At 52.5% G+C, this 22,102-nt stretch carries 28 protein-coding genes; 16 read left to right on the plus strand and 12 right to left on the minus strand.

Annotated features, from left to right (window positions below):
* Positions 1-5 precede the first annotated feature (5 nt).
* From Q0X64_RS08730 to Q0X64_RS08750, 5 genes are all read left to right on the plus strand, one after another.
* Positions 6-446, plus strand: coding sequence for a hypothetical protein (locus tag Q0X64_RS08730; protein ID WP_297811462.1), 441 nt, complete (start codon positions 6-8; stop codon positions 444-446).
* On the plus strand, positions 436-1,176 hold the full coding sequence (locus Q0X64_RS08735; RefSeq protein WP_297811464.1) for a 4'-phosphopantetheinyl transferase superfamily protein: 741 nt from the start codon (positions 436-438) through the stop codon (positions 1,174-1,176). Before Q0X64_RS08730 ends, Q0X64_RS08735 begins: the two co-directional genes overlap by 11 nt.
* A 53-nt stretch (positions 1,177-1,229) precedes the next feature.
* Positions 1,230-1,679, plus strand: a complete 450-nt coding sequence (locus Q0X64_RS08740) for a hypothetical protein (RefSeq protein ID WP_297811466.1) — start codon at positions 1,230-1,232, stop codon at positions 1,677-1,679.
* A 76-nt stretch (positions 1,680-1,755) separates the two neighbouring features.
* Positions 1,756-2,175: a hypothetical protein gene (locus tag Q0X64_RS08745; RefSeq protein ID WP_297811469.1), complete on the plus strand. Its 420-nt coding sequence runs from the start codon at positions 1,756-1,758 to the stop codon at positions 2,173-2,175.
* Positions 2,176-2,334: 159 nt separating this feature from the next.
* A complete protein-coding gene (locus Q0X64_RS08750; protein ID WP_297811472.1) occupies positions 2,335-2,721 on the plus strand; it encodes a hypothetical protein in 387 nt (128 codons plus the stop codon).
* Here Q0X64_RS08750 and cmoB read toward each other — a convergent pair whose 3' ends face one another.
* From cmoB to tsaB, 3 genes are read right to left on the minus strand one after another with little or no spacing between them, the layout of a single operon-like run.
* The gene (cmoB, locus tag Q0X64_RS08755; RefSeq protein ID WP_297811475.1) at positions 2,722-3,696 is read right to left on the minus strand and encodes a tRNA 5-methoxyuridine(34)/uridine 5-oxyacetic acid(34) synthase CmoB; all 975 of its coding nucleotides are present in this window, start codon (positions 3,694-3,696) and stop codon (positions 2,722-2,724) included.
* Positions 3,693-4,424, minus strand: a complete 732-nt coding sequence (gene cmoA, locus Q0X64_RS08760) for a carboxy-S-adenosyl-L-methionine synthase CmoA (protein ID WP_297811478.1) — start codon at positions 4,422-4,424, stop codon at positions 3,693-3,695. The genes cmoB and cmoA overlap by 4 nt, the downstream gene beginning before the upstream one ends.
* On the minus strand, positions 4,424-5,107 hold the full coding sequence (tsaB, locus tag Q0X64_RS08765; RefSeq protein ID WP_297811481.1) for a tRNA (adenosine(37)-N6)-threonylcarbamoyltransferase complex dimerization subunit type 1 TsaB: 684 nt from the start codon (positions 5,105-5,107) through the stop codon (positions 4,424-4,426). Before tsaB ends, cmoA begins: the two co-directional genes overlap by 1 nt.
* Before the next feature lie 306 nt (positions 5,108-5,413).
* Here tsaB and Q0X64_RS08770 point away from each other — a divergent pair, with 306 nt between their 5' ends.
* The gene (locus Q0X64_RS08770) at positions 5,414-5,653 is read left to right on the plus strand and encodes a hypothetical protein (protein ID WP_297811484.1); all 240 of its coding nucleotides are present in this window, start codon (positions 5,414-5,416) and stop codon (positions 5,651-5,653) included.
* On the opposite strand, the gene Q0X64_RS08775 is transcribed toward Q0X64_RS08770, so the two are convergent.
* From Q0X64_RS08775 to Q0X64_RS08810, 8 genes are all read right to left on the minus strand, one after another.
* The gene (locus tag Q0X64_RS08775; RefSeq protein ID WP_297811487.1) at positions 5,654-6,226 is read right to left on the minus strand and encodes a YceI family protein; all 573 of its coding nucleotides are present in this window, start codon (positions 6,224-6,226) and stop codon (positions 5,654-5,656) included.
* The gene (locus tag Q0X64_RS08780) at positions 6,223-6,786 is read right to left on the minus strand and encodes a cytochrome b (RefSeq protein ID WP_297811490.1); all 564 of its coding nucleotides are present in this window, start codon (positions 6,784-6,786) and stop codon (positions 6,223-6,225) included. Before Q0X64_RS08780 ends, Q0X64_RS08775 begins: the two co-directional genes overlap by 4 nt.
* 89 nt (positions 6,787-6,875) lie before the next feature.
* A complete protein-coding gene (locus Q0X64_RS08785; RefSeq protein WP_297811493.1) occupies positions 6,876-9,047 on the minus strand; it encodes a YgiQ family radical SAM protein in 2,172 nt (723 codons plus the stop codon).
* A gap of 75 nt (positions 9,048-9,122) precedes the next feature.
* The gene (locus Q0X64_RS08790) at positions 9,123-9,683 is read right to left on the minus strand and encodes a L,D-transpeptidase (protein ID WP_297811496.1); all 561 of its coding nucleotides are present in this window, start codon (positions 9,681-9,683) and stop codon (positions 9,123-9,125) included.
* Entirely contained in the window at positions 9,680-10,114 is a 435-nt protein-coding gene (locus Q0X64_RS08795) for a CBS domain-containing protein (RefSeq protein WP_297811499.1), read from the minus strand. Before Q0X64_RS08795 ends, Q0X64_RS08790 begins: the two co-directional genes overlap by 4 nt.
* A complete protein-coding gene (locus tag Q0X64_RS08800; RefSeq protein WP_297811502.1) occupies positions 10,111-11,298 on the minus strand; it encodes a cation:proton antiporter in 1,188 nt (395 codons plus the stop codon). Before Q0X64_RS08800 ends, Q0X64_RS08795 begins: the two co-directional genes overlap by 4 nt.
* Complete coding sequence (locus Q0X64_RS08805; protein ID WP_297811505.1) at positions 11,298-12,104, minus strand: spermidine synthase; 807 nt, start codon at positions 12,102-12,104, stop codon at positions 11,298-11,300. The genes Q0X64_RS08800 and Q0X64_RS08805 overlap by 1 nt, the downstream gene beginning before the upstream one ends.
* Positions 12,104-12,973 carry a DUF3530 family protein gene (locus Q0X64_RS08810; RefSeq protein WP_297811508.1) on the minus strand — a complete coding sequence of 290 codons (870 nt, stop codon included), beginning with the start codon at positions 12,971-12,973 and terminating at the stop codon, positions 12,104-12,106. The genes Q0X64_RS08805 and Q0X64_RS08810 overlap by 1 nt, the downstream gene beginning before the upstream one ends.
* Positions 12,974-13,099: 126 nt before the next feature.
* Between Q0X64_RS08810 and rpe the strand changes: the two genes are divergently transcribed.
* Genes rpe through trpC form a run of 6 tightly spaced genes read left to right on the plus strand, consistent with a single transcriptional unit; the run spans position 13,100 to position 18,418 of the window.
* Positions 13,100-13,792 (plus strand): ribulose-phosphate 3-epimerase, encoded by a 693-nt coding sequence (gene rpe, locus Q0X64_RS08815; RefSeq protein WP_297811511.1) that lies wholly within the window; start codon positions 13,100-13,102, stop codon positions 13,790-13,792.
* A gap of 9 nt (positions 13,793-13,801) precedes the next feature.
* Positions 13,802-14,476, plus strand: a complete 675-nt coding sequence (locus tag Q0X64_RS08820) for a phosphoglycolate phosphatase (RefSeq protein WP_297811515.1) — start codon at positions 13,802-13,804, stop codon at positions 14,474-14,476.
* A gap of 2 nt (positions 14,477-14,478) precedes the next feature.
* On the plus strand, positions 14,479-15,975 hold the full coding sequence (gene trpE, locus Q0X64_RS08825) for an anthranilate synthase component I (RefSeq protein ID WP_297811518.1): 1,497 nt from the start codon (positions 14,479-14,481) through the stop codon (positions 15,973-15,975).
* A gap of 13 nt (positions 15,976-15,988) precedes the next feature.
* Complete coding sequence (locus Q0X64_RS08830) at positions 15,989-16,567, plus strand: aminodeoxychorismate/anthranilate synthase component II (protein ID WP_297811521.1); 579 nt, start codon at positions 15,989-15,991, stop codon at positions 16,565-16,567.
* An 8-nt stretch (positions 16,568-16,575) separates the two neighbouring features.
* Positions 16,576-17,592, plus strand: a complete 1,017-nt coding sequence (gene trpD / locus Q0X64_RS08835; protein ID WP_297811524.1) for an anthranilate phosphoribosyltransferase — start codon at positions 16,576-16,578, stop codon at positions 17,590-17,592.
* Positions 17,593-17,617: 25 nt separating this feature from the next.
* Positions 17,618-18,418 carry an indole-3-glycerol phosphate synthase TrpC gene (gene trpC, locus Q0X64_RS08840; protein ID WP_297811527.1) on the plus strand — a complete coding sequence of 267 codons (801 nt, stop codon included), beginning with the start codon at positions 17,618-17,620 and terminating at the stop codon, positions 18,416-18,418.
* A 50-nt stretch (positions 18,419-18,468) separates the two neighbouring features.
* Here trpC and crp read toward each other — a convergent pair whose 3' ends face one another.
* The gene (gene crp / locus Q0X64_RS08845) at positions 18,469-19,152 is read right to left on the minus strand and encodes a cAMP-activated global transcriptional regulator CRP (protein ID WP_297811529.1); all 684 of its coding nucleotides are present in this window, start codon (positions 19,150-19,152) and stop codon (positions 18,469-18,471) included.
* Positions 19,153-19,270: 118 nt separating this feature from the next.
* Between crp and Q0X64_RS08850 the strand changes: the two genes are divergently transcribed.
* Genes Q0X64_RS08850 through Q0X64_RS08865 form a run of 4 tightly spaced genes read left to right on the plus strand, consistent with a single transcriptional unit; the run spans position 19,271 to position 22,005 of the window.
* Positions 19,271-19,690 carry an OsmC family protein gene (locus Q0X64_RS08850; RefSeq protein WP_297811531.1) on the plus strand — a complete coding sequence of 140 codons (420 nt, stop codon included), beginning with the start codon at positions 19,271-19,273 and terminating at the stop codon, positions 19,688-19,690.
* Positions 19,680-21,320, plus strand: coding sequence for a DUF885 domain-containing protein (locus Q0X64_RS08855; protein ID WP_297811534.1), 1,641 nt, complete (start codon positions 19,680-19,682; stop codon positions 21,318-21,320). Before Q0X64_RS08850 ends, Q0X64_RS08855 begins: the two co-directional genes overlap by 11 nt.
* Positions 21,320-21,712: a VOC family protein gene (locus Q0X64_RS08860; protein ID WP_297811537.1), complete on the plus strand. Its 393-nt coding sequence runs from the start codon at positions 21,320-21,322 to the stop codon at positions 21,710-21,712. Before Q0X64_RS08855 ends, Q0X64_RS08860 begins: the two co-directional genes overlap by 1 nt.
* An 11-nt stretch (positions 21,713-21,723) precedes the next feature.
* Complete coding sequence (locus Q0X64_RS08865) at positions 21,724-22,005, plus strand: YcgL domain-containing protein (RefSeq protein ID WP_297811542.1); 282 nt, start codon at positions 21,724-21,726, stop codon at positions 22,003-22,005.
* Positions 22,006-22,102 lie beyond the last annotated feature (97 nt).

Raw genomic sequence — 22,102 nt, forward strand, 5'->3', positions numbered from 1 at the left:
CCCTCATGAAAACCTTTCTATCGATACTGGTCGTGGCATCACTGATGATTTCCGGCCCTGCATTGAGCCGTGATACCAAACATCTATTATCAATTGAGGAAGCCATGGCATCAGCGGACTTCCAGGAAAGACTTGATCCTGATATCGGCTTTTATTTTGGCGATCAGGCTCACCCGCAGGTCAAAGACAGCAAAGGTAACTTCGTCAGCAACAAAAAGACTAATGCATTCAATAAGTCAGATGAAGAAGCCTGCAAATGGGTGTTACTCAGCGCGTTGTTATCATTTCAGGACCGTGTCCGGGCAGAAGGTGGTAATGCCGTCATCAACCTGGAAAGCTATTACAAGAAAAAGACCTACCGCAGTAATACCCAGTATGAGTGTCATGCCGGTGCGATTATCGCCGGTGTCGCCTTAAGAGGTGATGTTGTCACGCTTGAAAAGTGATCTGACCCACACTCCCCAGCTCTGGCTATTCCACACTGGGGAGTGTACCTCCTCTGACTTTTCACCGCCCCCTGCTGCCTGGTTCAACCCTTCCGAGCGTACTCGTTTCTCGCAGTTCACCTCAGCTCGGGCTAAAAGACAATTTCTTCAAAGCCGGCTGTTAATCCGACAAGCCTTGTCATATAACTTTTCCCTGCCGATAGATTACTGGGATATCGACTCTGTACCTGGCTCCACTCCCAAAATTAACAATGCTGCTTATGAACTGAATATCAGTCTCTCGCACAGTCATGACTGGATTGCCGTAGCACTTGGCAGCGATCGTTTAGGCGTGGATATCGAAAAAATCAAGCCACGCAATCTCACTGAAGCAGCCCGGGTTTTTATGACCAGAGCTGAGCTGGATAGCTTTCTCTCTTCGCCCAGCGAAACTGGGTTTTACAGGGCATGGTGTTTGAAAGAAGCCTGCTACAAAGCTTTTCCTGACAGGCAACAGCAACGTGCTCTGCATCAGATTGATACGCTTGAGTTGATAAATGAACCCTGCAGTATTGTTGAGCTTGGCAACAGCGATTATCTGCTGATTTTTTATCTACCCCAGCATATTGATGCAGTGTCATGCTTCCTGCTTGGCTCAGACGGCAAAAACTGGCAGAGAAAGAACATACAGCAGAGCCCAAGCTTGAATTTTTTCCACATAAGTAGCAGTGAGCTTAACGGCAGTATCTAACAGCCCAGCTTTCTGCTAAATTGACCTGATTTGCATTAAAGACCCTAATAACAATGAAACTTCAGCTGCTTTTATTCGTCGCTTGCTTCTATCTCTTCACAACACAAAGCTTCGCTGCCCCATCGACGGGTACGGGTCTGGAAATCAACAATCCCGAGCTGCTGCAACTGGTCTATACCATTGAGCCCGATGAGATTGATCAGGCACCATTGCGGTCGCTTGTTGATGAAACGCTCGCTGATACCGACATCAAACTGGGTGAGCGCCCTGATGCCCAGTTGTTCCTGCGTATTGAAGAACATGCCGGCAGCTATATTCTGTATCTGGATTTCAGTCGGCTGATGCATTACAAGGTGGCCGATCAATGCTTCAGCAAAGATGGCTACGTCTGGGGCCGTTACGCCAAAAATATCAATGACATTGAACAGCTTCATGAAGATGTCAGCTTCTTCTTTGAAGAGTTCATTCAAAAATATCAAAGCGCCAACCATCTGCAACGCTGAATGAGCTGAATCAGAAACCAAGAACCTCTCCCGCGTTTATCTGTCACTGAAGTAGAACAAGCGCTGAGGTTTGTCGATGCAGCATCTTTTAAGCGGGCTGGTGATGTGGGCAGCCAGTATCAGTCCCTACCCTGAACCCACCTCAATGCCTGGTTTGAAGGCCATCACTCACCGGCAACTGGAAGTAATACTCTGTGCCGGCAAGCCCTGCAATGCGGTGGCCTATTACGACCATCATGCTTCGATCATTTATTACGACGAGGCAATGGACATTGAGAATGACATTCAGGCTAAAGGCTTCATCGTGCATGAACTGGTGCATTATCTGCAGGACGAGGCGGGCACGATGAAAGATGCGCCCCTGCCTTGTGATGTTTATGTTGCACTCGAACAAGAGGCTTACCAAGTACAGCAGCAATATCTGATGCAGCATCAGACACTCACCTATGAGGTGGAAGCCGCCGTGCGTTTACTGGATGGTCTGTGTGAAAACTAAGCCTCACATCGAAGGTCAAAGCGCTTGGAAATGCCTGTTAAGCAGGTATATACTTTGCTGGTTTGGGAAAAACCTCCTGCATTAACAGGATGTTTTGCTCATCCATCAAAATGACTGGCGTATTTAAATAGCTACCCTACGCTCCAATTATGGAAGTCTATGTTGGTTAACAAGCTACTCAGATATGGCATCGTTCCGTTGGCATCATTTGGCATCCTGACAAGCACCGAAGCTTCTCTGGATTTGCTCGCCGGGGTCGAGGCCGGTATTGAGACCGATACCTCAATGACAAGCAGTGATTTGGAACAGACTCAGCAAGTGCTGTCGACTGAAGCTGTGGGATCGCGTCATTACTGGGTTAACGAAAACACCGGCAATGCCTACGAAATCATCATTGATCACAACTATTCGTATGGCCACTACCCTTGCCTAGCTTATGAGCTTTCCATTACCAAAGGTAATTTTACCGAGACTAAATCCCTGGACGCCTGCAAAAACAGCAGTGGTCAGTGGATTTCCATCACCCCTGCCGCCACTGCTTTGTAATCAACGTGGCGCATCCGCGATAAACACCCCGCGCTTGGGTGCCGGATAACCCTCAATAGATTTATTCACATCATCCGGATCAAGAAAGTCAGCCAGGGACTCAAAAGTCATCCACTCAGTACGGCGTTGCTCTTCCAGTGATGTGGTATCGACGTCGACACAACGGGCGTTTTTGAAGCCACAACGACGCAGCCACAGCAGCATGGTCTCCACTGAGGGAATAAACCAGACATTGCGCATCTTGGCGTAGCGCTGTTCCGGCATCAGAGTGACGCCCAGTTCACCGTCAACAATTAAAGTTTCCAGTACGAGTTCGCCGCCAGGCCGCAGACAGCTGCGTAATTCCAGCAGGTGATCCAAAGGCGATTTACGGTGGTACAGCACGCCCATTGAGAACACCGTATCGAACCAGCCCAGGTTTTCCGGCATATGTTCAATGCCGATGGGCAAAACAAAATGCCGCTGACTCTGGATAAAGTGCTGCATCAGTTGATACTGCATGGTAAAAACCAGCGTCGGATCAATACCCAGCACCAGATCAGCGCCCTCGCCTTCCATGCGCCAGCCGTGATAGCCGTTGCCTCCCCCCACGTCCAGTACCTTGCGACCATTAAGCGGTGCAATATGCGGCACTACGCGATCCCACTTCCAGTCAGAGCGCCATTCGGTGTCTATTTCAACATCGAACAGCGAATAGGGCCCTTTGCGCCAGGGGTGAAAGGTTTTCAGCAGATCAATAAACGCCTCGCGATCAACATCGCCCAGATCATCCGCATGGCCAATAGCGACCCGTTCCTTCAGTTCAATATCCGCAGGCTGAATCTGAGGTAAGGCATTCAGTGCCTGCTGCCACATCGGCATTTTACCGTGCCGTTCACGAGCCAGACGTTCGCAGGTCTGATCCTCAAGCTGCTGACGCCAGTGTTCCAGCCCGGCTTTGTCCAGTCGATCAAATAGCGGCTGATACAAACTCATTTCATTGCCACCATCGACACGAAGTTAAAGCATTGATACCACTTTTCGACAAAACTGAACCCGGCTTGCTGCAGCCGTGACTGATGCTGGGCCAGGGTTTCCGGGATCAGCACTTTTTCCAGCGCGCTGCGCTTCTGGCTGATTTCCAGATCACTGTAGCCATTGGCGCGTTTGAAATCATGATGCGAGTCGATATGAAACTGATCACTACGGGGATCTTCAAACGCCAGTTTTTCCGACAGGATTAAAATCCCGCCCGGCAACAGGCCATCATAGATTCTCTGTATCAGCTGTTGACGCTGCGCCGGGGGAATAAACTGCAGCGTGAAATTCATCACCACCACCGAGGCCTGTTCAATTGCGACCGAATTAATATCAGCACAGCGCAGATCAACCAGTAACTGGCCATCGTCCTCAGCCAGCACCTGAGAGGCCTTGTCTATCATGGCGCTGGAGTTATCCACGGCCACAATGCGACAGTCATGCTGCTGGATAGCATGGCGCAGTGACAGACTGACCGCCCCCAGCGAGCAGCCCAGGTCATAACAGTTACTGCCGGGCTGAACATGACGCGAAGCCATGGTGCCAATGTTCTGGATCAAAGTGGCATAGCCGGGTACCGAACGCTGGATCATATCAGGGAAAACGCTGACCACACGCTCGTCAAAACGAAAATCAATCATTTTGTCGAGCGGGGCTGAATAAATCTTGTCCTTGCTATCGGCCATTACTGCTCGCCCTTTTTCTTGGCGACATTGTCACGCAGGTAAACCGGCACTGCCTGTTCGGCAGCGATAGTTTGTCCCTGGCTGGCAGCTTGTTGTGCCAGTTTGGCCATCGCTGCTGCGGTGGGTAGTAAGCTGGCATCCGTGTGCTGCAGCCGACCGGCAAAGGCTGTGTTCAGCTCATTAGCATAGACCTGCCAACCGGTGCCGGCGGCAAACCAGTCGTGACCGGACATTGGCATGAAAGCCTGCGGCTTGCAGACCTGTTCATTATCATCGCTGACAGCCAGGCCGTCCTTGGCAATATAATGACCCGCGTAGATTTCACCCATGCGTGCATCCAGCGCAACGGCGACCTTGTCTGCGCCATGTTCATCTATCGCGCGTTGTGCCACGGCTGCCAGGGTTGAGACCGGCACCACAGGCAGTTCTCTGGCAAAAGCGATGCCCTGGGCCACTCCGACCCCAACCCGAACCCCGGTAAATGACCCCGGGCCACGCCCGAATGCCAGCAGGTCGATCTGTTTCAGGGTGATGCCTGCCTGCGCCAGCACCGTGTCGATCATACCCAGAATCCGGTCTGAGTGACCGCGTTGTGTCAGAGCTGCCTGCTCAAAAATTTCACCCTCTTTAATGACGGCGGCGGAACACATTTCGGTACAGGTATCTATAGCAAGAATATTCATAGCTGGCTGTTGTTTATCGTCATTTTGCTGTCACAAGCGCGCATTATAATGCAAGCCAATGATTGAGAGCAGACAAGGAGTCTAATCATGGGTTTGATAATTGATTTTATTTATGTGTTGCGCGAGCTCGTCAAGCTGTTATTTGTAGTTATGACCTCGCCTTTCGCCTTTGTCCGCGGCCTGTTGATGCTGGGTAGTAATTACTAATAACAGCGCTTCAGGCAGCTTGATAAAGCCTGACTAATTTTTCATTTATATCAATCTGTTATAGCATAATGTTGTCAAATCATTTCTGGGAGGATTGATATGGCAACACAACACTTACAATCTTTGGAACTGGCGGCACAGGGTGACTGGGATGGCGCTCACCGCATGATACAGGTTTATGAGGATAGCCTTGCCTGCATGGTGCATGGTTATCTTCATTGCGTTGAAGGAGATAAAGGCAATGCTGCCTACTGGTACCGCCGCGCGGGCAAATCGCTACCAGCAAGCAGCCTGCCTGAAGAGTTTGACCGGCTCTACGAGTTGGCCAAACAGGTCTGATTACTGGCGAATGCCCTCAATCGACAAGGTCAGGTGCACTTCCTGCGCTGACGGGCCCAGTTTAGTCACATCAATACCGTAGTCGGCGATGGTGAATTTGGTTTCACCAACAAAGCCGGCGCGGTATCCGCCCCACGGATCTTCCCCCTCGCCGACTTTTTCTACCGGAATCACCAGTTGATTGGTGACACCATGCAGGGTGAAATCGCCTGTCATGATCAGACTGCCGTCGTCCTGCTGTTCAAATGACGTGGATTTGAAAGTCGCTTGCGGATAGTCCTTGGTGTGCAGAAATTTCTCACGCAGGTGTTTGTCCCGCTCAGCAAAGTTGGTATCCACGCTGGCGACATCGATTTTGACATCAACACTGGACGCTTCCGGTTGTTCGGCATCATAGCTGAAGGTGCCGGTGAAATCATTGAAACGTCCGCTCATCCAGCTAAAGCCAATATGCTGAATACGAAAATCAATAAACGCATGGGCTTTCTCGGTATCGATCACGTAATCGGCTGCCTGGGCCGGCATCATCGCTGACAGTCCCAGCAAAGACATGGCAAACAAGGTCTTTTTCATAAATCATCTCCTGATTGAATAAACAACATGCGTTTTAAGGTCGCATCCTCATCGATAAAGTGATGTTTGAGCGCTGCCAGTGCGTGTAGTGACGCCAGGCCGATAATGAACCAGCCAGCCCATAAGTGCAGACTGCTGACCAGCTCAGACCAGCCAGCTTGGTCTTGCGTCAAAGCAGGGATAGTGAACCAGTCAAAAACACTGAGACCGTCGCCCTTGGCGGTGACAATCAGATAGCCGCTGATAAACAGCACAATCACGGCAAGATTGAGCAGCATATGCACCAGGCCGGCAAGGAAATGCTGCCATGACGGGAGCGTGCTTACCGGGGCGGGAGTAGCTCTGCGTATCATCCACAACCAGCGCAGCAGAATCAGGCCGGCGGTGATGACGCCAATGCCTTTATGCCACCATGGCGCCAGATAGTACCAGTCATCGTAATAACCCAGATCCACCATCCACAGGCCGGAGGCAAACAAAGCGACGGTGAACAAAGCTATTGTCCAGTGCAGTAGAACGGACAACAGATCATAGCGGTGGACAGCGTTGTGAGTTGGCATTGAGCACTCAGCCAGTTATTGGAACTTCATCATGGACAGCGGCCAAAAGCGAATGTTTCGCAAATAAGATAATTTTTTATTCCAACAGACTAACGCTGACGACGACGTGATTTGACCTTGGTTTTCCCCGGCCGGGTATGCTGGGTACGGAAGGTCTTGCCTTTGTGGGCTTTGCTGCTGATGCGCTGGCCCTCACCGCGTCCCCCGGTGCCTGCCGGTTGCCAGTTAGGGATCAGATGTTTCTTGCCGTTACCGATCAGATCCGCCCGTCCCATTTTTTTCAGCGCCTCACGCAGCATCGGCCAGTTTTCCGGATCGTGATAACGCAGAAAGGCTTTATGCAAACGCCGCACTTTCAGCCCCTTGGGCACCGTAATATCGCCGCCCTGACGACGCACCTTGTGCAGCGTATTCTTGCCGGAATGATACATCGCAGCGGCAGCCGACATCGGTGACGGCAGATAGGCCTGTACCTGATCGGCCCGGAAGTCATTGCGCTTCAGCCACAGCGCCAAATTCATCATATCTTCATCAGTGGTGCCCGGATGGGCGGCGATAAAGTAAGGGATCAGATACTGCTCCTTGCCCGCCTCTTTTGAGTACTTGTCGAACATCTGTTTGAACTTGTCGTAAGTGCCGATGCCCGGTTTCATCATCTGCGACAAAGGCCCGTCCTCGGTGTGCTCAGGGGCAATTTTCAGATAACCGCCGACATGATGCGTGACCAGTTCTTTTACGTACTCGGGTGATAACACCGCCAGGTCATAACGCAGCCCCGAGGCAATCAGGATCTTCTTAATACCGGGCAAGGCACGGGCGCGCTTGTAGAGATTAATCAGCGGCGTATGGTCAGTATTCAGGTTTTTACAAACGCCGGGATAGACACAGGACAGGCGGCGGCAACTGGCTTCGATTTCTTCATCTTTACAGGCCAGGCGGTACATATTGGCGGTAGGCCCGCCCAGATCCGAAATAACGCCGGTAAAGCCGGGCGTGGTATCACGAATGGCTTCCACTTCCTTGATAATCGAATCTTCACTGCGGCTCTGAATAATGCGGCCTTCATGCTCGGTAATCGAACAGAACGTACAGCCACCGAAACAGCCACGCATGATATTGACTGAGAAACGAATCATCTCATAGGCGGGTATATTCATCTTGCCATACTGGGTATGCGGCAGACGGCTGTAGGGCAGATCGAAAACCGCGTCCATTTCCTTGGTAGTGAGCGGGATCGGCGGCGGGTTAAGCCAGACATCACGGTCGCCATGTTGCTGAACCAGAGCCAGTGCATTGCCGGGATTGGTTTCCAGGTGCAAAATCCGTGAGGTATGGGCATAGCTGACGTCATCATCCTTGACCAGCTTGAAGGCTGGCAGGCGAATGACGGTTTTCTCGGCGTTACGCGGCGAAACGCGGTGGATCTTAATCACATTGCCAGCGGGTTTGTCGGCCTTTTCCTGTTCGGTGCGGGCTTTTTCTTCGGCGCAGCTGGCCTCAGTCTGCATCTGGTAGGGATCAATCGGCGGGTTCAATTTGCCGGGGGTATCGACCGAGGTGGAGTCTTTTTCCCACCATCCTTCTCTGCGGCCATGCGCAGTCATATAGGCGGTGCCGCGAATATCGTCCAGTGACTTGACCGGCTCTCCCGCCGCCAGACGGTGAGCAATCTCCACTACCTGGCGTTCCCCATTACCATAGACCAGCAGGTCTGCCTTGGAATCCATCAGCACACTGCGGCGGACTTTTTCCGACCAGTAATCGTAATGGGCAATACGACGCAGGCTGGCTTCAATGCCACCAATGATGACTGGCACGCCTTTGAACGCTTCGCGGCAACGCTGACTGTAAACCACGACGCTGCGATCCGGGCGTTTACCACCCTCGCCGCCCGCGGTGTAGGCATCGTTGCTGCGTACTTTGCGATCCGAGGTATAGCGGTTGACCATGGAGTCCATATTGCCGCCGGTGACCCCGAAAAAAAGATTGGGTTTGCCCAGTTTTTGAAAGTCTTCAGCACTGGTCCAGTCAGGCTGGGAAATAATACCGACGCGGAAGCCGTGTGACTCCAGTAAGCGGCCGATCAGCGCCATACCGAAACTGGGATGATCCACATAAGCATCACCGGTGACGATGATGATATCGCAGGAATCCCAGCCCAGCGCGTCCATTTCCTCACGGGTCATAGGTAATTCAGGTGCCACACCAAAACGGTGGGCCCAGAACTTACGGTAGGAGAATAAATCAGGCGCGGCTTGCATCGGGTCCTCGGGGAGCATCAGGCGGAATTGGCATTATTCTACCAAATTCAATCACCTGGGGTGAGGTTTTGCCGCCTAGTCAGTGATGGTGACCATCGTGCCTTTGGTAATGTAGCTGGCCAGTTGCTCGACCTCGTTGTTACGCAGAGCAATACAGCCCTGGGTCCAGTTCGCCAGTTGATGAATTTCCAGCTTATTTTTGGTTTCTATGCCAATACCATGGATGCCGATTGCGCCACCCAGCCTGGTATTTTGCGGTGGCAACCTGCCGTAGATATGCGCATCCAGAATATCGCGATATTCCTGCTTGCTGATTCGTTTGGCCTTTAATGCATTGATAGCATCACGCACACTCGGGTAATCGAGCTGGATAAACATATGAAAGCGGTCGCTGTCCCGTACCTGGACGATATGGTAATCCCCCTTTGGGGTTCTGCGATCGCCGACCTCTGCTTTTGCTTGACTGCCACCACTGCCCAGTGCCACATGGAATGAGCGCACCACCTGATCATCTTTTTTGACCACCAGACGCTGCTCGGAGCGTTTGATAAGCAGTTTGTAGTCGCCCATCGCCGCAACCGGCAGGTTCCACATACTCAGCAGTATTAAAATAATGAGGGCGGACAAATGTCTCATTGCAGGCTTTCCCGTACCAGTTCCGTGAGTCTGACTACGCCCAGCGGCGTGTTATCAGTCGCTAATACTATCAAATCTGTGATATCACTCTGCAACTGTCTGTGCAAAACCTGATTGACGGGCTCATCTTCACGGCAGTAGGTAAAATGTGGATCCATTAATTCTGCAGCAGTTGCCGTGGTGACTTGGGCAAATAACTGTCGGTGCGAATGAACCGGTCTTTCCGGTGAAAACAGATGGCTAACCAGCTTGTTAAAGCCGAGATGACCCAGCACTCTGCCCTTATCTACAACATAAGCATCACGCGAGTCGCTGGCGAGTAAGGCTTTGACAATATCCGGCAAAGCCGTCTCCGGTTTCACCACAACCAAGCCATGCTGATGTTGCTGTATCCACTGACCGACAGTGAGGTTGATGATGCACTCAGTCATGATAACGTCCTCCTGATTTCACCCGCTTTCATTAAGGCATAGCGGGTGGCAATGGGTCCCAGAAGCTCATATAAAAGCGTACTGGCCAGTATGACATTGACTATCAACAGCCCCTGCTCAGCAAAAGTCGGATGGTTGAGCAAAGACAGCGCCAGACCAATGGCAATGCCGGCTTGCGGTATCAGGCCCAGCCCTATATAGCGACTCACTGCACTCGGAGCACGACACCAACGTGCAGCAAGGCGGGTACCGGCCAGTTTGCCCAGCACACGGGCAATGACATAAATCACAATCAGCTCTGCGCCTTGCAGAAAAACATCCAGCTCAAAATGTGCACCGGCCAGGGTGAAAAATACTAAAAATACCAGTTCTTCCAGGTATTCTATCGGCGCCAGCAAGCGCTCACCGCCGGACTTGAAGGTAGCGCGGGCAACAAAGCCCAATGCCATCGCTGTGAGCAACGGTGAACAATGCCAGACGGCGGCCAGTCCCTGGCTCAGCAATAGAGCACTGAGCACCATGGGTAAGAAGAAGTGCGGGTTTCTGACCCGGTGTCCGAAAAATGCCAGTGCCCATCCCATCAGCGCGCCCAGTAACAGCGCGCCACCAATCTCCAGGCCAGCCATTGAAATAGCCCCAGTCAGACTGGTGCCGATCGTCCACACCATTAACAGCGAGAACAACACAATACCCAGCGCGTCATCCAACGCCACCACACCCAGCAACGTGGTCGTTAAGGGGCCACGACTGCGGTATTCATGAATCACCGCCACTGTCGCCGCCGGTGCCGTGCTGGCCGCCAGCACCGCGAGCAGGGCTGCCAGACTCAGCGCATCGGGCTCTCCATTCAGAAACAGCCATACTGCAACAAAGACGACTAAAGCAGCACCCGCTACTTCCCCTACTGTGCAGGCAAAAATGGTTTTACCCAGCCTTTTAAGCTGATTTGCGGTGACCGATCCACCTATCAGATAAGCAATAAGGGCCAGGGCCGTATCCGTCAGCGTGCTGGTCCAGTCACCCAACTGCAGCCCCGTGACTCCCCCAAGCAGATCCTGAGACCATACCAGCCCGGCCAGCGCATAAACTGCGATGCGCGGCAGATGAAAACGGGCAGCCAACAGGCTGAATAACAGGCCGGTGACCAGTAATAATCCGAGACTGAGAAAGATGCCCTGCTGCATTAGGCAAACAGACGGCTGATAAAGTTACGATTCTGCCGGATCAGGTTCTGAAGCGATTTGGGCAGATTAATCCGGTAACGCATTTCCCAGTCGTCGACCTGCTGTCTGAGTAATTTGAGTTCACTGTGACTGACTGCAAAGCGGCTTGCCAGCGCAATGACATTGCCCTTGTTTTCTACCGGCAACAGCATAGTTCTGCCATGAAAGCTCTGGTTGATCCGTTGCATGGTGGTATTAAAGCCGGGCCGGTCACTGCCCCAGAGGTTGATGCTCATAACGCCATCTTCACTCATAATGCCTACGCAGGCATCAAAGAAAGGCTGCACACCGACACTGGCGGCCATGCCGTTGTGATTGTAGGCATCTACCAGCAACAGGTCGTAGCTGATATCGGTTTCATAGAAAAGCTGGCTGACATGGAGATAGCCATCGCCGCGTGTGATGTTTAGGCGGGGCTCTTGGTCTGGCAGACCAAAAAACTGATGGGCCACGTCAATCACATCCTGACGGTATTCGACCACATCGATCTGACAACGGGGAAAGTGATGCAACAGAAACTTGACCAGCGATCCCCCGCCCAGACCCACAATCAGCACCCGGCGCGGAACTGGGTTTAGTAACAACGCGCCCATCATGGCCTGGGTATAACTGAGATCGAGATAAGCCGGATCGCTGATGCGCATTGAACTTTGACGGGGATGAGTACCAAAATGCAAAGACCGGCTATCGCCACTGTCGACGACTTCAATGACCCCTTCATCAGACTGCGCCTGATGCACCAATCTGCCATCACCGTAAAGGCGCATCAGTTAGAATCCTTAGTCACAAAATGTTTGCTAGCCCAGCCACGCAGATAAGCCAGCACCCGGTTTTCAAAGCCTGCAAAGTGATAGCCGGCGCCCGTCATCAGACGCTGGTCATATGCAGGATGCTGACTTTGTTTCATCAATTTTTTGCGTTTGATGGCCTCAAGGTTTTTGTCGCCCGCTGGTACAGCGTCAATATCCAGCAACGGGCTGATTTCCGGTGCTGCTGCCAGCGTGCTGGCAGGCGCGATCCAGACCAGACCACGCGGTGCTTGCATCTGGCTGACAGCCACATTGGTCAGTGTGGCACCTTCACCAATCGTAATCAGCACTGTGGGACCCGGCTGCTGGGCATTGAGATAGGCTAGAGCCGCGCCCACCCTGGCCGTGTTGTCATTGTCAGGCTGTGCTGTATCGGTAACGGCGTCATTGTCTGCCGAAGGTTCTTGCTCAGCCTCAGTGGCACCGTCTTGCTCAGTGTTAGTGGCTGAGACAGCCTGTGTGGATAAAAACAGTTGCGGTGATGAGGGATAGGTCAGTGCCACTGTCATTGTCGACCAGCCCGAGTCGGCCAGTCCAGTGCGCAGAGTACGCACCAGACCATGACTGTCGATACCCTGCTCGGCATCATGCAGGATCAGAATCTTGCCATGATCCACGCCCTGTCGACCGGCGAGAAAAGTAGCATCCACCTCGTCATCGGCCACCGGTAAGCGCATAAAGCCCTCAACATGGCCGCTTTGCTGAATTAACCCCTTTGCGTCATCCGCCGAGCTTTCAGTCTCGTCAGCAGCTTGAACATAACTGACCAATATCAACAGCATCGCCGCGACAGCGGTTTTCCCGACTATTTGCAAACTGTGCACCATATCATTCATATTGCTGGCCCAAGTATAATCTTCACGAGATCATTTCAAAAGCTGAAAAATGCGACCTGATACGGTAAAGTACCGGGTTTAAGCAGAATTTCTAAATCGATTTTAAGAGAGAACAACATGGCTGAATTTAAAATTGCTCCGTCTATTCTGTCTGCAGACTTTGCCCGTCTGGGTGAAGAAGTTGACAACGTGCTGGCCTCAGGTGCCGATATCGTTCACTTTGACGTGATGGATAACCACTATGTCCCCAACCTGACTATTGGCCCGCTGGTCTGTGATGCGCTGCGTAAGCATGGCGTCACCCACGAAATTGACGTGCACCTGATGGTTAAGCCGGTTGACCGTATTATTCCCGACTTTGCCAAAGCCGGTGCTTCATTCATCACTTTCCACCCGGAAGCCTCTGATCACATTGACCGCAGCCTGCAACTGGTCAAAGGCGAAGGCTGTAAAACCGGTCTGGTATTCAACCCGGCAACACCGCTGTCGCTGGCAGAGCACGTGCTGGACAAAGTTGACCGTATCCTGCTGATGTCAGTGAACCCCGGTTTCGGTGGTCAGAAATTCATTCCGCACACGCTGGATAAACTGCAACAGGCACGCAAGATGATTGACGAAAGCGGCTATGACATCGATCTGGAAATCGATGGCGGCGTCAACGTCAACAATATCCGCGAAATCGCCGAAGCCGGCGCCCGCACTTTCGTGGCCGGTTCTGCTGTATTCGGTGCTGCCAAAGACAGCGACCCGAACCAGTACGAAACAGTTATTGCTGCGCTGCGCGAAGAGTTGGCCAAAGCCAACATCTAAGCTATATCGATGGCGCTGCCCCACCACGAGGTCGTGCTGATCGATCTGGACGGCACGCTGGTTGACAGCGTGCCGGATCTGGCGTGGTGTACCAATCGTATGCTGGAACAAATGGGGCAGCCACCATGTGGAGAAAGCCAGGTCAGAAACTGGGTGGGCAATGGTGTTGAAAAATTGCTCAAACGTGCTTTGACCGGTGACATGGATGGCGAACCGGACGATGCACGCTATGAACAGGCATTCCCGCTGTTCATGGACCTGTATCGTAATAACAGTTGCCAGCGCAGTGAGTTGTATCCCGGTGTAATTAAAGGACTCGACTGGTTGCAGTCAGAAAATATTCATCTGGGCTGTGTGACCAACAAACCTGAGGCATTTACGCTGCCGATGCTGCAGACACTGCAAATCCGGGATTATTTTGAGATAGTGATCAGCGGCGATACGCTGCCGCAGAAAAAGCCCGACCCGGCACCGCTGTTACAAGGTGCCGCCTATTTTAGCGTCAGTGCTGACAAAGCGCTGATGATTGGCGACTCGGAAAGTGATGTAAAAGCTGCACGTGGCGCCGGATTTCGCATAGTATGCATGAGCTACGGCTACAACCACGGCACCGATATCCGCAGTGCCGAACCGGATGCCGTGATTGACAGTTTCGCCGAGTTGGAAGGCTTATTTAACGAATAACAATGAAACAGGGACAATTCGAACAACTGGCCGCTGATGGCTATAACCGCATTCCGCTGGCCAGGGAGGTCCTGGCTGATCTGGACACCCCGCTCAGTACCTACCTGAAGCTGGCTGATGCCCCCTATTCCTACTTGTTTGAGTCGGTTCAGGGCGGCGAGAAATGGGGCCGTTATTCAATCATCGGCCTGCCCTGTGACACCGTGGTTCGTGTTCATGGCTTTGATATCACCGTCGAACACCAGGGCCAAATCACAGAAAGCGATTACAGCGAAGATCCACTGGCCTGGGTAGAACGTTTCCAGCAACGCTTCAAAGTGCCGGAAATGGCGGATTTACCCAAGTTCAACGGTGGCCTGGTCGGTTACTTCGGTTATGACACGGTGCGTTATGTTGAGACACGTCTGGGTGAAGCGCCGGCTTCTGACCCTCTGGGCTGTCCCGATATCATGCTCATGGTGTCCGATGAACTGGTGGTCTTTGATAACCTCAGTGGGCGTCTGTTTTTCATCGTGCACGCCGACCCGGCACAGGACAATGCCTATCAGCGCGGTCAGGCAAGACTTGATGAACTGGTTGAGACCCTGCGCAACACCACGCCCAAATTCCAGCAGAAAGGCGAGCGTCGCCGCGTCAATGAAGATGACTTTGTCTCGGGCTTCACCCATGACGGCTTTGTCGACGCGGTAGATAAAGCCAAAAAGTACATTAACGATGGCGACATCATGCAGGTCGTTTTATCGCAGCGGCTGTCGATTCCGTTTGCTGCCCAGCCGGTGGATATGTACCGAGCACTGCGCACACTGAACCCGTCGCCCTATATGTACTATCTGAATCTCAAGGATTTCCATGTGGTGGGTTCATCCCCGGAAATTCTGGTGCGTATGGAAGACCAGGAAGTCACGGTCAGGCCGATTGCCGGTACCCGTCGCCGCGGCAAAACTGAAGATGAGGATATCGCCTTCGAGCAAGAGCTGCTGGCGGATCCTAAAGAACTGGCCGAACATCTTATGCTGATTGATCTGGGCCGTAATGATATCGGCCGCGTCAGCCAGACCGGTACTGTGGAACTGACCGACAAAATGGTGATCGAACGTTATTCCCATGTGATGCATATCGTCTCCAACGTCACCGGCAAAGTGCTCGAGGATATGTCTGCGCTGGATGCGCTGCGAGCCACCTTCCCCGCCGGTACAGTCAGCGGTGCGCCCAAGGTCCGGGCCATGGAAATCATTGATGAATTCGAGCCGGTCAAGCGTGGTGTGTATGCCGGTGCTGTGGGTTACCTGTCATGGTCGGGCAATATGGACACGGCGATCGCGATTCGTACCGCTGTGATTAAAGATGAAACGCTGCATATCCAGGCCGGTGCCGGTATCGTTTATGATTCCGTCCCTGAGCTGGAATGGAAAGAAACCATGAATAAGGCAAGAGCCATTTTCAAAGCTGTTGCCATGGCAGAAGCGGGGCTGGAAGCCGACCCGCATCTGGCGCACTGAGCCGGGAACACTTATGCTGTTAATGATCGACAATTACGATTCTTTCACCTACAACCTGGTGCAGTACTTTGGTGAGCTGGGTGAAGAGGTCGTCGTACACCGCAACGATAAAATTTCCATCGCCGATATCGAGGCACTGAATCCGGATAAAATCGTACTTTCACCCGGTCCCTGCACGCCCAATGAAGCCGGTATATCAATGGAAGTCATCAAGCACTTTGCTGGCAAGAAGCCCTTACTGGGGGTATGCCTGGGTCATCAGGCTATTGGGCAGGTGTTTGGTGGTAAAATCGTGCATGCGCGAGAAATCATGCATGGCAAGACCTCTATGGTGTATCACAACAACAGCAGTGTGTTCCGCGGCCTGAATAATCCGCTGGAAGCCACCCGCTATCACTCGCTGGTGATTGATAAAAACACCCTGCCCGACTGTTTCAGCATCACCGCCTGGACTGAAACTGAAGACGGTGAACTGGATGAAATCATGGGCGTTGAACACAAAACCCTGCCGGTCGAGGGCGTGCAGTTTCACCCTGAATCGATCCTGACCCAGCAAGGGCACGAATTACTGAAAAACTTCCTGGAGCGTTGAGTCCCGTTATGGATATTCAAGCGGCATTAAAACTGGTCACCCGGCATCAGGATCTGGATCGCGATCAAATGCGTGACGTTATGAACCAGATTATGACCGGCAACGCCACGCCAGCCCAGATTGGTGGTTTTCTGATCGGCCTGAGCATGAAAGGTGAAACCGTGACTGAAATCGCGGCCGCCGCAGAAGTCATGCGCTCACTGGCTACCGCTGTGGAGATTGACGGCGACCATGTAGTCGACACCTGCGGTACCGGAGGCGATGGTGCCAGTACCTTCAATGTCTCGACTGCCAGCGCCATCGTGGTCGCCGCAGCCGGTGCTAAAGTGGCCAAACATGGTAACCGCTCAATCAGCAGCAGCTCCGGCAGTGCCGATGTGCTGGAAGCTGCAGGCGTCAACCTGGAACTGACCCCAGAACAGGTCAAACACTGCGTCGACTCGGTCGGTGTCGGCTTTATGTTCGCCCAGAAACATCATGGCGCAATGAAACACGCCATCGGCCCGCGCCGGGAAATGGGCGTACGCACCATTTTCAACCTGCTGGGACCCTTGACCAACCCGGCCCGTGCGGCCCATCAGGTACTGGGTGTATACGACAAAAAATGGGTCAGACCCATGGCCGAAGTGCTGCAGAAACTGGGCAGTGAACATGTGCTGGTGGTGCATGCTGAAGACGGGCTGGACGAAATCAGTATCGGCGCCGAGACCCATGTTGCGGAATTAAAGAATGGGGCGATAAGCACTTACACCATCCAGCCGGAAGATTTTGCAATGAGCCGCAGTGATGTGAAGACTTTGACTGTGCAAAATGCTAACGACAGTCTGACTATCATCAAGGGCATCTTTGACGGCAAGCCCGGACCGGCGCGCGATATCGTTGTGCTCAATGCCGGCGCCGCGATTTATGCCAGTGATATTGCACCCAGCTTGGCAGAAGGCATCGAAATGGCAGCCGCCGCTATCGATGCCGGCGATGCCATGGATAAGCTTCATGCGCTCATCGTCAGCAGCAGAAACGGATAAATTAGTTTAAGGCCCACATCGAATCATGTCTGAAAACACGCCCGATATTCTGGTTAAAATCCTCGATCGTAAAAAAGAGGAAATTACCGAGCGCAGCAAAAAAATCCCGCCCGGCATCATTCAGCAACTGGCCGAACAGGCAGATCGTCCGCGTGGCTTTGTTGAAGCCATGTCGCAAAAAATTGCCGATGGCCAGCCCGGTGTGATTGCTGAAATTAAAAAAGCTTCACCCAGCAAAGGTCTGCTTCGGGAGCATTTTGAACCGGCTGAGATCGCCGCCAGTTATGCCCGCAATGGCGCAGCCTGCCTGTCAGTGCTGACCGACCGTGACTTTTTCCAGGGTCATGAAGAATATCTGCAGCAGGCCCGGAAAGCCTGTGACCTGCCGGTGATCCGCAAGGATTTTATTATCTCGCCCTATCAGGTGTTTGAAGCGCGCGCCATTAATGCCGACTGCATTTTGCTGATTGTCGCCGCACTCAATGATAATCAGCTTGAAGATCTGAGCCAGTTGGCTTTGCAACTGGGGATGGATGTATTGGTCGAGGTACACGATCTGGCTGAACTGGAACGCGCCCTGGTGCTTAACCTGCCACTTATTGGTATTAACAACCGTGATCTGCGCACCTTCGATACCTCGCTGGACACGACTTTGTCTTTGCTACAGCGAATTCCTGAAGGCCACATCGTAGTGACCGAAAGCGGTATACACACGCCTGAGGATGTGCAGCTGATGCGCGAAAATGATGTCCATGGTTTCCTGGTCGGTGAAGCCTTTATGCGGGCTGATGACCCGGGTGAACAACTGCACAAGCTGTTTTTCTGAGCATTGATTGGAAACTCAGGCCGGTAAGACACCCGGCCTTTCACTGAGAGTCAGAGTTTTTTGATGACCGGCGTTTTCTGGCGATGAGCCTCGTCATAGATGATCACGGTTTTGCCGTGGGCCCAGACGCTGCCATCTTCCTGCAGCTCTTTCAGTACCCGGCCCACCATTTCGCGGGAACAGCCGACCATGCGACTGATTTCCTGGCGGGTAACTTTGATTTGCGTGCCCTGCGGATGACGCATGGCATCAGGCTGGGCAGCGAGTTCGGTCAACGCGGCTTCTACACGCCCGGCAACATCAAGAAATGCCAGGTCGGTAGCCTTGCGGGTAGTTGAAAGCAGACGCGTGGCCATTTGCTCACCCAGGGTGTAAAGCAAAGTGGGATAACAGCTTTTCAGCTGGGTTTCGGCCAGGCTACGCAGTTGCTGGTAGGAGATTTCTTCGGTCCTGACATCGGTTTTAGCGCGAATGGTGACCATTCTGTCGCCTACCTCGGAAAAGAAACCGATTTCACCGATAAAGTCGCCCTTGTTCAGATAGGCAACAATCAGTTCTTCACCCTCTTCATTTTCCATGCAGACGGTGACGGAGCCTTCGCGGATATAAAACAGCGTGTCTGCGGGGTCGCCGGGACGGATGATGATATTTTTAGCAGGATAAAATTTACTGTGACAACTGTGGAAGAAGTCTGCAAGACCTTCTTCAAGTGCTTTATGTTTGTGATATTCCATCCATTATTCCAAATAAAAACCGGCTGCGAATTGTAGCGTTGCCACGCTTGTTTTATCGTTGGCAATTTCACAAATATGGCAAAATTAAAGTTATTTATCAACTTCGGGAAGCATTTGAATGAAAGCACGAGTGAAATGGGTTGAAGATGTGATGTTCCTGGGTGAATCAGGAACCGGTCACACAATTGTGATGGACGGTCCGGAAGAAGCCGGCGGCCATGGCACCGGCATGCGCCCCATGGAGTTACTATTGCTGGGGATGGGCGGTTGCACAACCTTCGACGTGATTGAAATCCTCAAAAAGTCACGTCAGGATGTAAGAGACTGTGTGGTAGAAATTGACGGTGAACGCAGCGAGGAAGTGCCCAAGGTGTATACCAACATCCATGTTCACTACAAAATCACCGGCAAGAATGTGAAAGCCAACTTTGTTGAGCGGGCCATTAAAATGTCGATAGAAAAATACTGTTCGGCCACGCTAATGCTGGCTAAAACCGCCACTATCACCCACGATTACGAGATCATTGATGTCGACTGAACCCGGCCACAGCTATCGGCGTATTGAAAACAGCTACCTGGCGAGCTGGTGCCGCTTTAACCCTGAAGATGCACTGGATGCCGGCGTTGAGGATTATGCCGGTGAGCTGACGCCCTGTGATGAGACCAGCCTGGGCATTCAACTGGTGCTCAATGAAAAGTGCCTGGCGGCGCTGGACGAAGTTGATGCAGCAAAGCTTGATGCGGATCAGCACCTCAACTACCAGGTGCTCAAGGGCTGGGCCGTTCTGGAACATCACGAATTAATGGAACATGACTGGCGTTACCGCGATCCCACCCGCTTTCTGCCCATTCATGCCCTGCATCAGCTCACTATCAGACCGCTGGAAAGTTTCAGTCAAGCCTTATTGTCACGCTTGCAGAAGATTCCGCTACGGGTACGTGAAGCCAAGACCTATCTCAATGCAAAACCCGCCATCATCCCGCCGGTCTGGCTGCAAATGGCCACGCAGGAATGCAAAGCAGGCGTGCATTTCTGTCATGAATTATCTTCCCACCCTCGGGTGCAGAAGGCGCTGCTCCAGCATGAGTCGATAGATGGCGCTTTGCAGGAAGCCGGCAAAGCACTGGAAGACCTGCACCACGTTCTGCAGCGCCTGGAAGGCAAAGCCAGTGGCGACGCCGCCTGTGGCCGTGAGCATTTTGAACGCTTGCTGCAACATCGCCATTTTCTGCCGGTCAGCGCCGAGCGTCTCAAGCGTTTTGGTGAAAAACTGTTTAAACAGACTCTGCAGCAGCTTGAACAAGCCGAGACTGAATCCGGTCTGAGTCTGGCGCAGATCCGTGAGCATCACCCACGTGCGGCACAATTATTGTCGACCTATCAGCAGGAAATGCAGGCCGCCAAGGATTTTCTGAAAGAGCATGATCTGGTTACATTACCAGGCCGACAACACCTTAACGTCGTGGACACACCGGGCTTTTTGCGTCACCAGATTCCATTTGCCGCTTATCTGGACCCCAGTGTCGCCGACCTCAGTCAGAGCGCGTTTTACTATGTGACGCCAGTGAGCAGAGATGCCGAGCTTCTGGAACATAACTATGCTGCCATCACTCAAACCAGCGTGCATGAGGCCTGGCCTGGACATCACCTGCAGTTTGTGACCGCCAACCAGTCTGATGAGGGAAGTCAGTTACTGCGGCGTCTCTATCCCTGCGCCACCCTCTATGAAGGCTGGGCACTCTACTGCGAACAGATGATGCTGGAACAAGGTTTCGAACGCTATCGAGGCCAGCAGATTGTGATGCTGCGCGACAGGCTGTGGCGTGCGCTTCGTATTATCATTGATGTCAATATTCATACCGGCGTCTGGACTTTGGAACAGGCCGCCCAGCAAATGGTCGATAAGCTCGGCTTCAGCCAAGCTCAGGCGACGGGCGAATGTAACTGGTACAGCCAGGCACCGACCGTGCCCATGAGTTATGCCGTGGGCTGGGCATTGATTAATGCCTTGCGAGATATTATCAAACCTGCTGATGGTGAAGAGCTCAAGGCATTTCATGACAGGCTGTTGAGCTGTGGTTCGGTCGCGCTGCCACTGGTGATTGAGAACCAGTTCGGCCTCGATATCTGGCAGCGCTGCTGCCAACACGTATTTGGAGAAGATTAATGCAAAGACCCGGTAAAACCGGCGGTATGCGCCATATTGCCCTGTTTGTGACTGATCTTGCTGGCTGCGAAAAATTTTATGTGGATCTGATGGGTATGGAGGTCGAGTGGCGGCCTGATCAGGATAATGTTTACCTGACCTCGGGCAACGATAATCTTGCCCTGCACAGGGCCGAAGTGACCCCGGCGCCGGCCGAGCAGCAAAAGCTGGATCATATCGGTTTTATTATTCCCACCATGGATGAGGTTGATGCGTGGTTTGAGTTCCTGCAAGCTCATGATGTTAATATGCGTAACGCCCCACGCACCCACCGCGACGGCGCCCGCAGCTTCTACTGTTTCGATCCGGCTGGCACCGTGGTGCAGATTATCTACCATCCACCGATTGCCTAGTTTCTAATACGATGAAAACCTTTATCTATAAAAGCACCAAAAAAGAAGAGCTCTATCTCTACATTGCCAACAAGGATGATTTCTCCGACGTGCCTCAGGAACTCTATGATTCCATGGGCAAAGAGCCGGTGTTTGTGATGGAACTGGAATTAAGTGCAGAACGTCCACTGGCACGGGAAGACGTCAACTTGGTAATGCAAAACCTGGCAAATCAGGGTTTCCACGTACAGATGCCACCGCGTCCGGAAAAACTGGGCGAGTTCATGAACGCCAGGAAGCAACACCTACACTAGCTACATCCGCAGATTACGCAGATGGACATCGATTAAAACGACTAACAAAGGCTTATTCTTGCAACGGCTTTATCGTGGCCTGATCGTGGCCTGCTTC

The organism is uncultured Methylophaga sp. (assembly GCF_947259025.1).
Taxonomy (GTDB): domain Bacteria; phylum Pseudomonadota; class Gammaproteobacteria; order Nitrosococcales; family Methylophagaceae; genus Methylophaga.